General features: G+C 67.4%; 13 protein-coding genes. 6 read left to right on the plus strand and 7 right to left on the minus strand.

Translation table 11 applies throughout. The features are described from left to right. The first annotated feature begins 31 nt into the window (after window positions 1-31). A complete protein-coding gene (locus D5S18_RS29340; protein WP_147404263.1) occupies window positions 32-622 on the plus strand; it encodes a hypothetical protein in 591 nt (196 codons plus the stop codon). 209 nt (window positions 623-831) lie between these two features. Beyond that, window positions 832-1,242, plus strand: coding sequence for a hypothetical protein (locus D5S18_RS29345; protein WP_120044345.1), 411 nt, complete (start codon window positions 832-834; stop codon window positions 1,240-1,242). Window positions 1,243-1,256: 14 nt separating this feature from the next. Here D5S18_RS29345 and D5S18_RS29350 read toward each other — a convergent pair whose 3' ends face one another. From D5S18_RS29350 to D5S18_RS29360, 3 genes are all read right to left on the minus strand, one after another. Then, window positions 1,257-2,786, minus strand: a complete 1,530-nt coding sequence (locus tag D5S18_RS29350; protein WP_120044346.1) for an AMP-binding protein — start codon at window positions 2,784-2,786, stop codon at window positions 1,257-1,259. Window positions 2,787-2,933: 147 nt separating this feature from the next. Further along, window positions 2,934-3,602 carry a TIGR04282 family arsenosugar biosynthesis glycosyltransferase gene (locus D5S18_RS29355; protein WP_120044347.1) on the minus strand — a complete coding sequence of 223 codons (669 nt, stop codon included), beginning with the start codon at window positions 3,600-3,602 and terminating at the stop codon, window positions 2,934-2,936. After that, window positions 3,599-4,270 (minus strand): glycosyltransferase family 2 protein, encoded by a 672-nt coding sequence (locus D5S18_RS29360; RefSeq protein WP_239004072.1) that lies wholly within the window; start codon window positions 4,268-4,270, stop codon window positions 3,599-3,601. Before D5S18_RS29360 ends, D5S18_RS29355 begins: the two co-directional genes overlap by 4 nt. A gap of 149 nt (window positions 4,271-4,419) precedes the next feature. Between D5S18_RS29360 and D5S18_RS29365 the strand changes: the two genes are divergently transcribed. Genes D5S18_RS29365 through D5S18_RS29375 form a run of 3 tightly spaced genes read left to right on the plus strand, consistent with a single transcriptional unit; the run spans window position 4,420 to window position 7,430 of the window. After that, entirely contained in the window at window positions 4,420-5,715 is a 1,296-nt protein-coding gene (locus D5S18_RS29365) for a hypothetical protein (protein WP_439651188.1), read from the plus strand. Between the two features lie 7 nt (window positions 5,716-5,722). After that, window positions 5,723-6,409: a response regulator transcription factor gene (locus tag D5S18_RS29370; RefSeq protein ID WP_120044348.1), complete on the plus strand. Its 687-nt coding sequence runs from the start codon at window positions 5,723-5,725 to the stop codon at window positions 6,407-6,409. 1 nt (window position 6,410) lies between these two features. Then, window positions 6,411-7,430 (plus strand): sensor histidine kinase, encoded by a 1,020-nt coding sequence (locus D5S18_RS29375; RefSeq protein WP_120044349.1) that lies wholly within the window; start codon window positions 6,411-6,413, stop codon window positions 7,428-7,430. Here the strand turns inward: D5S18_RS29375 and D5S18_RS29380 are convergent, their stop codons facing one another. From D5S18_RS29380 to D5S18_RS29390, 3 genes are all read right to left on the minus strand, one after another. Beyond that, on the minus strand, window positions 7,431-8,477 hold the full coding sequence (locus D5S18_RS29380; protein ID WP_120044530.1) for an NAD-dependent epimerase/dehydratase family protein: 1,047 nt from the start codon (window positions 8,475-8,477) through the stop codon (window positions 7,431-7,433). A gap of 101 nt (window positions 8,478-8,578) precedes the next feature. Further along, entirely contained in the window at window positions 8,579-9,754 is a 1,176-nt protein-coding gene (locus tag D5S18_RS29385) for a lipase family protein (protein ID WP_120044531.1), read from the minus strand. A gap of 439 nt (window positions 9,755-10,193) precedes the next feature. Continuing rightward, window positions 10,194-10,940 carry a glucose 1-dehydrogenase gene (locus D5S18_RS29390; RefSeq protein WP_120044350.1) on the minus strand — a complete coding sequence of 249 codons (747 nt, stop codon included), beginning with the start codon at window positions 10,938-10,940 and terminating at the stop codon, window positions 10,194-10,196. A 129-nt stretch (window positions 10,941-11,069) separates the two neighbouring features. On the opposite strand from D5S18_RS29390, the gene D5S18_RS29395 reads away from it, so the two are divergent. Next, window positions 11,070-11,993 carry an alpha/beta fold hydrolase gene (locus tag D5S18_RS29395; protein WP_120044351.1) on the plus strand — a complete coding sequence of 308 codons (924 nt, stop codon included), beginning with the start codon at window positions 11,070-11,072 and terminating at the stop codon, window positions 11,991-11,993. On the opposite strand, the gene D5S18_RS29400 is transcribed toward D5S18_RS29395, so the two are convergent. Next, window positions 11,946-13,373, minus strand: a complete 1,428-nt coding sequence (locus D5S18_RS29400; RefSeq protein WP_120044352.1) for a WS/DGAT/MGAT family O-acyltransferase — start codon at window positions 13,371-13,373, stop codon at window positions 11,946-11,948. The two genes, D5S18_RS29395 and D5S18_RS29400, sit on opposite strands and share 48 nt — an antisense overlap. Between the last annotated feature and the right edge of the window lie 175 nt (window positions 13,374-13,548).

A 13,548-nucleotide genomic window follows, 5' to 3' on the forward strand; every position in this document is an offset into this window, starting at 1 on the left:
GCGAGAGATGTTAGAAGGAGGAGTTTTCCGGATGACAAAGACGCTCGAGCGTCCGCGCCTGCGTACGGCGGCGGCAACGATGATCATGACCCTGGGACCGGTGGTGGCATTGCTGACCGGATGCCAGGACTCGAACGACTCCGGCACCAAGCCGACCACCACCGCGAAGGTGGCCGTCACCGCGACAGCGACCCACGGTGCGACGGCCACGTCGAATCCCGGTGCGCAGGCCCCGAATCCCGGTAACCAGCAGCCGAATCCGGCGCCGGTCGATGCCCCGCAGCCCGGTCAGATCACGACGGCTCCTGGCGATTCCGGTCCGCAGCCCGGTCAGATCACCACGCCCCCCGGCGATCCCGGTCCGCAGCCCGGTCAGATAACGACGGCTCCCGGTGATCCCGGTGCACAGCCGGGGCAGATCACCACCTCTCCGGCCGCGCCGAGTCCGACCACGACGGCGCCCGGTGCGGGCGACGAGCCGCGCAATCCGGTGCCCAGCGCGGCGCCCAATGCGAAGTGCACCGAAAAGATCAACTACGTGGGCGATCCGCGCTCGAACGCCGAGATCAACAGTATCGGCGAGCAGACCGGCAAATGCCCGGAGCCGCAGCGCGCCAAGTGAACCGAAGCGGGGGTCCGAATGGCCCCCGCTTTTCGGGGTGGAGGTAGCTGTGGGATTGCCTTGAGGGGCAAGCGAATCCGTCCGCCACTCATACGGGGGTATGGGGCGGACGGTTTGTTTCACATGCGATAGGCTGCGGATATGGCCGGGTTGGCGAAGGTGGCGGTCGGGGGGTTGCCGGGGTCGGATGCGTTGCGCGATGAGGTCGTGTGAACTGCGCCGCCGTCGGTGGTTATGTGCTGGATGTCGCCGCGTTGATCGGCGCGTGCAGACGTAGACCGTATCCGGAGTCGGTGGTGTGGGGAACGGTGATCACCCACGGCGTGCTGGTGGTGCCTGCCGCCGTTTTGGACGAGGCCAGAGCGCGGGTGCCCCCGGCGAGCGCGGATATCCTGGAAGTCCTGCTGTCACTGCCCAATACGGTGATAGCCGATCTGGATGAGGCGGTGGCGGCCCGATGCGGTGCGCTGCTGGCCGACGCGGTCGAGCAGCGGGCAGGTCACCTATCGGCGGCGCATGCCGCGATCGAGGGGGTATCTCGAGGGTGGCCCATCGCCACCGACCGCGCCGAATTCCTCATCAGCCTGCTACCGAGCGCGGATGTCGATCCGCTGCCGTGATCCAGGCCCTGCCATCAGTACAGATCGCGCAGTTGCCGTTTGTACACCTTGCCGGAGTCGTCGCGGGGGAGTTCGTCGACGAGGCGAATCTCGCGGGGAATCTTGTAGTCGGCGATGAGACTGCCGAGCCGCGCTCGGATCGTGGCGGCGGACAGTTCGGCACCCGGACGCAGAACAATATGCGCGGCAACGGCTTCCCCGAGATCTCCGGAATGCGGGATCCCGAAGACGGCGACATCCTCCACCTCGTCCAGCGCACCGATGGCGGCCTCGATCTCGGCGGGATAGATATTCACCCCGCCCGCGATGATGATCTCGCCGCAGCGTCCCGTCAGATAGAGGTATCCGTCGGCATCGAGATATCCGGTATCGCCGACGGTGATGAATCCCGGTATCGGACTGGGCTTTTCCGTCTCGTTCAGATAGGTGAAACGCGGCCAATAGTCGGCCCCGCGCACGAACACCGTGCCGATCGTACCGGCAGGCAAGATGATTCCGTCCGCGCTCGCCACGACCGCGGCCGACCCATCGGCGCCGCGTCCGACACTGCCGGGATGAGTCGACCACTCCATGGCACTGATCCAGGTGATGCTGCCCGCCTCGCTGCACCCGTAGAACTCGGTCAGCGCCGAGCCGAACCAGGCGATGGCGGCCCGCTTGATCGCGGGCGGGCACGGCGCCGCCGAGTGGATCAGATGGGTCAGGCTGCTCACGTCGTAGCGCTCGCGCACCTCGGCGGGCAGTGAGAGCAGCCGCGAAAGCATGGTGGGGACCACTTTCGCCTGGGTGATGCGTTGCCGCTGCACCAGTTCAAGGAAGCGCTCGGCATCCCAGCGCGGCATGATGGTGATCTCCGCGCCCATCCGAAGGGCAAGCACCGCAACGGCATTCGGGCTGGTGTGGTAGAGGGGTCCGGCCACGAGGATCCGTGCGTCCGGAGTCAGGCCCATGCGCTGGGCGGTCGCCCCTGCGATGGACAGCAACTGCTCGGCCGTCATCCGTTCGCGCAGTACACCTTTCGGCCTTCCAGTGGTGCCGGAGGTGTAGATCAGCCCCATTGAATCCGCGACCGCGCCATCCCGGTGCCCGAGCGGATCTCGTTGCACCGCAAGCCATTCCTCCAGGAGTAGGTGGCGTCCCGTCGGCTCGGCGAGCGACTGCGGCAACCGAGCCTCATCCAAAAGCTCACTCGGCATGGCGACCTCGACAATCAGCGCCGCGATCCCGGCTCGCCGCACCGCCTCCTCGACCCGGTCGACGAATTCGGTATGCGTCAATACCGCGCGGATCCCACTGTCCCGCAACACATGCTCGATCTCCGGCACCTGCCACCGCGTATTGATCGGCACCGGATTGGCCCCGCACGCCGCGACCGCGAGCGAAATCTCCAGGAACTCGATGTCATTGCGCAGCAGGATCGCAACCCGCTCGCCATTGCCGACTCCCGCCTCGGTGAGCGCCGCCGCCAACAATCCCGCTCGCCGCTTCGCCAGTTCCTGCGTGCGCGCCCGTCCGGCGCATTCGATCATCGGTGACCCCACCATGCCCCGAGTCTGCCACGTCCGACCCACCATGGAGCGCCGGGTAAATCGTCAGCGCAGGGCGCGGAGTTGCCGAGGGGCGGTGCGATCGCGGCAGCGCATAGGTGCGCGGACATCGGCGTTGGTCCGCGGCACGGGAACCAGCGGTTGTCACCGCAAGGCGAGGTGTCGGGTGCGCAGTGTCGAGACGGTGGTGGTGAAGCGGCCGGTGGATTGGGCGGCGACCAGGACGGCATCGGAGAAGGTGTCGACATCGCGGTGGGTTGGGAGGGTATGGATGTGTAACCCGCAGGTGTGGAGGGCTTCTCGGGTGAGCGCGCCGGTGTTCGGGGTGGACATGGGGACGGTGATCAGGGCGCGGGCGGGTTGTGGGGTGGCCAGGCCGAGTGCCCACCAGCCGCCGTCGGCGGCGGGGCCGAGGACGGCATCGGCGGCGTCGGTCAGCAGGTCGGCGGCGGTCGTCAGGTCCTCGGGGGTGAGTTGCGGAGTGTCCATGCCGATTTGGAGTACCGGAGTGCCGAAGGCGGCGGCGTCGGCATGGGCATTGGCCAGGCGCTCGCCGAAGGTGCGACCGCGCTGCGGGACCAGCGCGAAATCGGCCAGCGACCTGGACAATTCGTCGGCGCGGCAGGCGTCGGCGAGGTCACCGGTCCAGGCGAGGACGCGGTGGTCGGCGGCGGTGTGCCGGACCGCGTCCAGGGTGTCGAGCAGTGCCGCCGCCGCCACTGTCGCCGCTTCGTTCGGGGACAGCGGCGGGGTCAGCCGAGTTTTGGCGAATCCGGGAATCGGGGCCTTGGCCAGCACCAGCAGGGTCGTCATCGCAGCACCGACCAGAAGTCGCGGACCGCGCGCACTGAGCCGCGCCAGGAACCGGAGACCTTGGATGTGCCGCCCGCGCGCGGTCCATAGCTGATGTCCCGCTCGATGACGTCCCATCGTGCCCGGCCCGCGCGAATCAGCAGCTCCAGCGGATACCCGCACCGGTCGTGCATCGGTCCCAAGGACAGCAGCGCCGTGCGCCGCGCCACCCGCATGGCCCCGATATCGTGCACGGGAATCCCGTAGCGCCGCCGCAGCCGCCGGGCCAGCAGTCGATTGCCGAGTCGGGCGTGCCACGGCCAGACGCCGCGTCGGATCGCGTGCCGTCGTCCGACGGCGAGGTCCGCGCCGCCGCGCACCAAGGCGACCAGCCCCGGCAGGTCGGCCGGGTTCATGGACCCGTCGCCATCGAGTACGGCGACCAATTCGGTATCGGCGGCATCTATTCCGGCCTGCACGGCCGATCCGTAGCCGGGCCGCGGCTCGACGACCACGCGGGCGCCCGCGCGTCGCGCCACCGCCGCCGTCGCATCCGTCGATCCGTTGTCGACCACCAGCGCCCGGTAGTCGGCGGGAATGGCCGCGAGCACACCCGGCAGCGCCTCGGCCTCATCGCGGCACGGGATCACCACCGTCACCCCGTGCTGGAGCTTCTCGATATCGGTCACGGGTTCGACCGTAGGCCCCGGTGGACCGGATCCACCTCGAAAAACGGTGACGAAACGCTGACGTCCTCCGAAGCGCCGCCGATATCGGCGGGCACCGGCCTATGGTGACTTTCGTGCAGCTCAGCACCCGAACCCCGGCCCGGCTCCGCATGGACCTGCTCGCCGCCGCCTCCGCCGCCGTGCTGGTCGCGGTGGCCTTCGCGGTGCCGCGCTTGGCGGGCGAGGAGTTCCGTCGCACCCTGTACGCGGGGTCCGCGCCGATCTTCGGCATCTGGCTGCCGCATATCGGATGGGGGACGGGGCCTGCGATCCTGATCGCGGTGCTCGTCGTGCGGTACGGCCCCGAATTCGCGGCGCGACAACCTTGGTCGCGTCTGCCTGGCCTGGCGTATGTGACGTCGCTCGGGTGGACGTTCGCCCTCGCCATGGTCGACGGTTGGCAGCGCGGCTTCGTCGGTCGGCTGTTGGATCGCAATGAATATCTGCGCGAGGTCGGCGGTGTCACCGACATTCCGGCCATGCTGCGCGGTTTCTCCGGGCGGATTCTCGACTTTCAACCCGATTCGTGGACCACCCATGTCTCCGGCCACCCGCCCGGTGCGCTCCTGTTCTTCGTCCTGCTGGATCGTGTCGGCCCGGGTGGCGGAGCGTGGGCGGGTGCGGCCTGTATGTTTCTCGGCTGCTCGGTCGTACCCGCGATACTCGTGGCATTGCACGCGCTCGGTGTCGAGCATCGGGCGCGCGCCGCACTGCCCTACCTGGTGCTCGCCCCCGCCGCCATCTGGATCGCGGTCTCGGCGGATGCCGTCTTCGCCGGGGTCACCGCTTGGGCGCTCGCGCTGCTGGCCCGTGCGACCCGCGAATCGGCGTGGGGCACAACGGCAGTGGGTGCGGGTGTGCTTTTCGGGCTCGGCGTCTATCTGAACTACGGTCTGATTCTGATGGCGATTCCGGCGCTGATCCTGCTGTGCGCGCGTCGGGCGGTGTGGCCCCTGCTGCCGATGCTCGCGGGCGCGCTGGCGGTCGCGGCGGTGTTCACCATGGCGGGATTCTGGTGGCTCGACGGCTATCACCTTGTGGTGCAGCGGTATTACCAGGGCATCGCCAGCGAGCGCCCGTTCTCGTATTGGTGGTGGGGCAACCTGGCGGCCGCTGTCTGCGCGGTCGGAGCGGCCGCGATCGGCGGGGTGCCGCGCGCACTGTCACCGAAGATGTTGCGCGCGTTGGACCCGGCCGCCCTGCTGGTCGCAGGCTGCCTGGTCGCCATTCTGGTCGCCGATGCCAGCGGCCTGAGCAAGGCGGAGACCGAACGGATCTGGCTGCCTTTCACCGTCTGGATTATCGTCGCCGCGGGCTTCCTGCCCCGCCGCGCCGCGCGAGCCTGGCTCGCGGTCCAGGCGGTGGGCGCACTCGCCCTAGTCCACCTGCTGCTCACGAATTGGTAAGCGTCCCATGACCATTGTTATCGCCGACGACGATCCCGTGGTGCGCGAAGTGGTGCGCCGCTACCTCGAGCGAGATGGTCGCACCGTGCTCGAAACCGGTGACGGCGCGACCACTTCGGCCGCGCTCGCGGCACTCGGCCCGGCTGTCGAACTGGTGATCCTCGATGTGATGATGCCCGCCCCGGACGGTGTCGAACTCTGCCGCGCGGTGCGTTCGGGCCCCCGCCCCGATACCCCGATCATCCTGCTCACCGCGCTGGGTGATGAGGACGATCGTGTCATCGGCCTCGAGGCGGGCGCGGACGACTATGTCACCAAACCGTTCAGCCCGCGCGAGCTGGCGCTGCGGGTGTCCTCGGTGCTGCGCCGCGTCCGGCCGCAGGAAGTCGAGCTGCCCACGCTGCGGTGCGGACCGGTCGAGGTGCGTCCGGTCGAGCGGCTCGCCTTCCTCGACGGACGGCCCGTCGAGCTGACGCCGCGCGAATTCGATCTGCTCGCCTTCCTTTTGCGCAATCCGCGTCGGGTCTTCGGTCGCGAGGAATTGTTGGCACAGGTGTGGGGTTGGGATTTCGGCGACCTTTCGACGGTCACCGTGCATATAAAACGCCTGCGGGCCAAGCTCGGCGGGTTTCACCGCATCGAGACCGTCTGGGGCCGGCGATATGCCTGGGACCGCAGCGGCGGGGATTCGTGAAATGTTCGGGCACTCAGTGGATTTGATCGCCTATACGCTGGCGGGTTCGGTGCCGGTGGTCATTGTGGGCGCGCTGCTGTTGCGCGCCACCAGGAATCGGTCCCTGGTGCTGAGCATGGCGGTGCTGGTGCTGATTCCGATCCTGTCCGCCCTGGTCGGGATGATCGTGGTGGGCGGGCTGATGTTCACCGACGAACTCGAGCGCACGCTGATCGTGCTGGCCGTGGTCGCCGCCGTCACCCTGCCCGCAGCGGTGCTGCTCGGGCGGCAGCAGGCACGGAAGACCGTGTGGGAGAAGCAGATCCGCGAACAGGAGCGCGCTGCCGAACAGTCGCGTCGCGAGCTGGTCGCCTGGGTGAGTCACGACCTGCGGACTCCGCTGGCCGGAATCAAGGCCATGGCCGAGGCCCTCTCGGATGGCGTGGTCGTGGGCGGCGATGTGGGCCGCTACGCCGATCGCATCGTCAGCGAGACCGACCATCTCTCCGATATGGTCGATGACCTGTTCGAGATGTCGAAGATCAATGCGGGCGCGCTGCGTCTGCGCCTGGAACCGGTCGACCTGCGCGAACTTCTCGACGAGGTCCTCGCCGCCCACCGCCCCACCGCCGCCCGCACCGGCATCGACCTGCGCGCCCGGCAACCCGACACCCGAATCATGGTCACCGCCGACGACCGCGCCCTGGTCCGGGTTCTCACCAACCTGGTCTCCAATGCCATCGCCCACACCCCACCCGCCGGTCGCATAGAACTCTGCGCGGGCCGCACCGATTCCCACGCCTGGGCCACAGTGGACGACTCCGGCCCCGGCATCCCGATCCTCGACCTGCCTCGCATCTTCGAGATCGCCTACCGGGGCACCGCCGCCCGCTCCCCGATCTCCGCCAACGGCCTTCCTTCGGGCAGCGGCATGGGCTTGGCGATCGCCGCAGGTCTGATCGCCGCCCACGACGGCGCCATCACCGCCGAGAACCGCCCGACAGGCTGCCGCTTCGAGATCCGCCTGCCCTTGGCAGACTGATCATCCGCACCCGAGGGCCGATCGCAGTGGTGCGAAGGCGAATTCGGCCAGGCCCGCGGTCGGGGAGACGCGGGCCGCGAATCCGAGGACCGAGCGCGCCCGGTCCGGGCTCGCGACGATGTGCCGGACGTCGCCCGCGCGGTGTCGCCCGCTCAGCACCGGTTCCGGTCCGCCTCGTGCCGCCGCCAGCGCGGCAGCGACCTCCCCGATGGTGATGGGTTGGCCCGAGGCGATATTCAAAGGCGCGAATCCGGGAAGCGGCCGTTCGATCGCCGCGAGATTGGCGGCGGCGATATCGGTGACGTGGATGAAATCCCTTGCCTGGCGGCCATCTTCGTAGACCTCGGGTGCGCGTCCCAGCTCCAGGGCGGAGCGGAAGATGGCGGCCACGCCGGAATACGGTGTATCCCTGGGCATTTCGGGACCGTACACATTGTGGTAGCGCAACGCGGTGACGCTCGAACCGGTAGCCGCCGCCCAAGCGGCGGCGTAGTGCTCCTGCGCCACCTTGCTGGCCGCGTAGAGGCTGCGTGGACGCAGCGGGGCCGATTCGGTGACCGGAGCCCAACCGAGCGGTGCGTCGGTAGCCGGAGAGCGGTGCTCGAAATTGCCTGCGGCGAGGTCGGTCGCGCGCCGGATTCCGACCTCGACCGCGGCGCCCCCGACATCGATGTAGCGCCCCTCGCCGTAGACGACCATCGACGAGGCCAGCACCAGCCTGCGGCAACCCGCCCGATCCATGGCGGCCAGTAGCACGGCGGTGCCGAGATCGTTGTGACCGGCGTAGGCCGGGGCGTCGCCCACACTCACCCCGGCTCCGACCACCGCCGCCTGATGGCACACCACATCGATGCCGTCCAGTAGCGGCTCGATGGCGGCGGCATCACGAATATCGCGGCGCAGTACCCCGATCGGCGGTTCCGCGTCGGGACCATGGGCGGTGGGCAGCATCGCGTCCAGAGCCGTCACCTCGTGTCCGGCCGCCGACAACGCCCGGTGCACGCTGGACCCGATGAAGCCGGCCGCGCCGGTCAGCAGTACCCGCATCAGCGATCGTCCATCCGCACGGTTCGAGGAATCCACATGGGGTGATTCTGGTTCGTCGACACTACGCAATCTCGAGTCATGGCCCGGCCGTCACACTTTCGTCAGCAGTTGCTGGGTGCGGGTTCGCCGCGGAAACGCGCATCGATCCACGCGACGGCGATGGGTGTGCCGAGAACCGCGGTCGTCAAATGATCCGGGCTGGGATACTGGTCGGCCTGCACCGGTGTGCCCGCCGTGCAGTAGCGGCGCACGGTGTTGTCGATGGCGTCGGTCGGAATGAGAGCGTCGTCGCGGGAGCGCCATTCGTAGATCGGGACCCTCGGCACACCGTCGAACAATTCGAGGCTGTTCTCCTCGAGCACCGCTCGCGCGCGCGGATCCTGCGCCAGCGAGGTCTCGTTGGCGACGTCCATGACGCTGTGTCCGGCTCCGCGGACCAGAATCTCATTGGTGCATCCGTTGGCGATCTGATCGCGCAGCTTGATGCCGAGCCCGTTGAGGTGTTCGCTGATCGGGAGTTGGTTGGGATATTCGCGCTCGAGTCCGATAGCGGCGGCCATGGCGAGTCCGAATACCGGATGCCGGCTGTAGCCGAGACCCTCCACCATTTTCACCAGATTCATCGGGACACCGCCCTCGGCCGCGCCGACGATCGGCAATTCCGGGGCATAGCCGGGTGCCAGGGCCGCCGCCCAGGAAGTGGCCATACCGCCGCCGGAATACCCGAGCAAGGCCATACGGCTGTTCCCGAGAGCGAGTTCGCCGACGCGACGGACCGCGCGCAAGCCGTCGAGGGTGATCTGGCCGCCCAATTTGGCCGCACCGTAGGCGCTGGTCGGGCCGAGATGATCCGGTAGCGCGACCGACCAGCCGCGCAGCAGCAGCGCGTTCAGCGCGGGCGCCTCGCGCACTTGCAGATTCGGATCGCCGGAGTAGAGCACCCGTGATACCGCGCACTGGGTGCCGAGTCCGTTGATGATGTGCTGATACGACAGCAGCGGCCCATCCGGCGCGTGATTGTTCGGAGTGAGCACCGTCGTAGTCGCGGCAATGGGCTCGCCGGTGGAATTGGTGGAGCGGAACTTCACCATGGTGACCGTGGAGCTCGGAAAGGCGAGCAGCGGTGGCATGGGTCGAACGGCGATGACATCACCGGGCTGCAGCGCGGGCAGATCCGGTGGTGCGGCATAGAACGGATCGGGATCCGGTGCGGGATACAGCGGTTGGGCGACCGCACTGGCGGACATTCCGGTCACCAGTGCCGCCGCGGCGCCCATTATCGCGAGAATTTTCGCCGCATTCGCCCCGATGCGCGCGATCGTCGACCTCAACGGTTCCGCCTCCTCGTCTTCGACCTGTCGGTAGCTGTCCTGTTGCCGCGTGGAATTCTTGGTGCCGGTTGGCAATTCATTGGCACGCGACACGCCGACTTCGCGGAGAATTCATCTCAGCCCGCGCGGGCGGGCCACGATTCGTGCGGATCGATCTCCCGGTGCGGCCGGAATGCGTGCCCACCGGGCGGTCGGCCGCGCTCGAATTCCGAGGTGCGGCCGCACGCGGCGTACTCGAGCATGAGCGGTGGCGGTTCACGAAAGATGTGCGAGATGGGGACGAATTACGCCGTCGGCCCCGAATACCGATCGGTCGGTGCTCAATGGCGAACACCCTAGGGTATTCGGGGCCGGAGCGCGGTTCGCCGCGCCGACTATGGCGCGCTCAGGAAGATGCTGTGTGCGGGATGCCCACCGTGAGCCCGCCGTCCACCACGAATTCCGCGCCGGTCGAGTACGAGGATTCGTCGCTCGCGAGATAGACGACCAGTGCGGAGACCTCGCTCGGATCGGCGGCGCGGCCCAGCGGGATCTGCAGCATTGCGGCCGGAATGGCTTCGGTCATCGGCGTGGTGATCAGCCCGGGGTGGACGGAGTTGACCCGAATTCGGTACTGCGCCAACTCGAGTGCGGTGGATTTGGTGAGTCCGCGCACCGCGAATTTGGTGGCGGTGTAGCCGTGCAGGCCTGCGCTGCCGCGCAATCCCTCCACCGAGGAGATATTGATGATCGAACCGCCCGCGCCCGCCGCGATCATGGCGCGTCCTGCGGCCTGCATTCCGAGGAAGGTCCCGGTGAGATTGATATCGATGATCCGCTGCCATTCGGACAGTGCGAAGTCGACCAGTAGATCGCCATTGGCGATGCCCGCATTGTTGACCAGGATATTCAGCCCGCCGAATCGCTCGACCGCCGCGTCGGCGGCGGCCTGCCACTGCGCCGGATCGCGCACGTCGAGCGGGACGTAGCTCGCCGCGTCGCCGAGTTCGGCGGCCACGGCGGCGCCCTCGGCATCGAGTACGTCGCCGAGGATCACCCGCGCACCCTCGGCCACCATGGCTCGCGCGTGTGCCGCGCCCATGCCGCGCGCCGCACCGCTGATCAAGGCGACCTTGCCGGTCAAACGTCCCATCCGGACTCCTCCATCGCTGGTCATCGGGTATTTTCCCGGCCGAATCGCCCGATGGGCCAACGACGCTCGGGTTCCGGACGGACTACCATCACCATAGAACGAGTTCTAGTTATCGGCGATGGAGTGGCAATGACGCGGCTGCGCACCCGATTCGGTGTGCCGGAGGGCGCGGTGCCCGCCGGGCGGATGATCGACCTGCCCAATCGTGGCACAACATATCTTGTGGACATCCCCGGCCCGCCCGGCGCGCCCGCATTGATTTTGCTGCACGGTGTGGCGTGCACGGCCCGACTCAACTGGTTTCCCGCGCTGACAGCGCTGTCGGAACGCTTCCGTGTGCTGCTGTTCGATCAGCGCTGGCACGGTCGCGGAATTCGCGCGGGCAGCTTTCGTGTTGTCGACTGTGCCGATGACATCCCAGCGGTGCTCGACGCACTCGGACTGGAGTCGGCACTGTGCGCCGGATACTCCCTCGGCGGTGCGGTGACCCTGCTCGCCGCGCGGCGCCATCCGAATCGGATGCGCGGACTCGTGCTCTGCGCGACGCCGTACCGATTCCGGGAAACCCTGCGCGAGCGCGCCTTTCACCGGACGTACGGCGCATTCGCCGAATCCGTGCGTCCCTGCGCCGAACGCGCGGCGACCGCGCATCACGATCGACTGCGCACCCATCCCGTATCCCAAAGCGCCTCGGGCGAATTCACACGCTGGGCACTGCGTGAACTCCGGAGCACCAGCGGTTGGTCCTCTGCCATGGCCATTGCCGACATCGGTGAATTCGACGCCACCGCTTGGCTTCCCGAGATTGCCCATCCGACAGCCGTGGTGATCACCACCCGTGATCACGCCATTCCGGTGCGCAGGCAACTGGAGATGGCCACGATGATTCCCGATGCCGCGATCCATCTCGTGAACGCGGGCCACACGGCATGTGTCCTGCGCGCCGACCGCTTCGTTCCGGTGCTGGTGCGCGCCTGCGACGAGGTGGCGGGCAGGTCGGCGAAATCATCTCGCTCCCTGGGGCGAGGCCAATTGTCGTGCCGCGCTGAGTAGTTCATCGACAGCCTCGGGCACCGCCGCGCCCAGCTCCTCGATATCGGGCACCAGATCCCGGCAGGCGATGAAGCCGAAGTCGAGATCGCCATTGTTGGACAGCACCGTCACCGTCAAACCCGCGCCGTGGAAGACGGGGCCGAACGGGTACATCGCATCGATCGGCAGGCCGAGGAAATACAGCGGCACCGCAGGACCCGGCACATTCGACACCACCAGGTTGTGCACGACCGGATGATGCTCGCACAGCTTCAGCGCCGAGTAAATGCGGGAGGCGAGCCGAAAGGTGTTGGGCGGGGCGTATTTCGACCAGTCCTGCAAGAAGTCGGCGCCGATCAGATCGTGTTCGGACTTGGCGCCGCGATTGGCCGCGGCCACCAGCCGCAGCCGTTCGACCGGATCGGCGATATCGGTGCCGAGTCGGGAGAAGAGCGTGGATACCTTGTTGATACCCGAAGTGTGCCTGGTGGATTCGTGCACCGAGACCGGGACCGAGGCGATGAGCGAGGTCTCGGGTAGGTGGCCGTGTTTGTCGAGGTAGGTGCGCAGCACACCGGCCACCACCGTCAGCACCACATCGTTGACCTTGACCTCGAAGGCCGTTTTGATCCGCTTGATATCGGCCAGATCCACCCCGGTGAATGCCACCGAGCGCCGTGCCGAGATGGCGCGGTTGAACGGTGTGCGCGGCGCGGTGAACGGAACAGCCATGCCCGCCATATTGTTTCGTCGTCGCTGCGCCGCGCTCGCCATGATGCCGAGAGTTCTGGGAACCATGCCGACCAGACCCGCCCTGGCCGGGAAGTGCGTGATGGCCTCGGCGAGCAGCTTCCAATCATTCGGTTCGGGCTCGCTCGGAGCGGAGGCGAGTTCGCTGCTGTCCGTGGGTGATTCGCCGACCGGATCGCGGGGGGTCAGATCGCAGAGATGCATCATCATGTTGGTTCCGGTGATGCCGTCCACCGCGGCGTGATGGTATTTGCAGATCACCGCGACCTTGCCCGCGTCGAGGCCCTCGACCACGGTCATCTCCCACAGCGGGCGGTCGCGGTCCATGGGTCTGCTCGCGATTTCGCCGACCAATTCGGCCAATTCGGCCTCCCCGCAGGGGCTCGGCAGGCCGGCCCGCTGCACGTGGTAGTCCAGGTCGAAATTCGGATCATCCGCCCATACCGGGTGGTCCAGGTGAAATGGCACCTCGTGCACGCGCCGCCGCATCTGCGGAACGAGTGGCAGGCGCCGGGCCAGTTCGGCCTTGAATCCGTCGAATGAGTATTGGTCGGGGGTCGGTTCCAGAATCAGCAGTGCGCACACGTGTAGATGCTGGGTTCCGGTCTCCAGGTAGAGAAAGCTCGCATCCAATCCGGTCAATCGTTCCATAGCGAGAGACTACTAGAACTCGTTCTAGTTATCGGCTACCAAAGGAGGTATTCGGATGCTGTCAACGGCGGAATCCTCAACTCCCCTAAGGCTTTTCGGGGTGTGAACAGGTCGGTGACTGTGTATGTAACTCAACGTTGCATGTATGTGTATGATTCTTGCTACGGCCATGCAG

This window comes from Nocardia panacis, assembly GCF_003598715.1.
GTDB lineage: Bacteria > Actinomycetota > Actinomycetes > Mycobacteriales > Mycobacteriaceae > Nocardia > Nocardia panacis.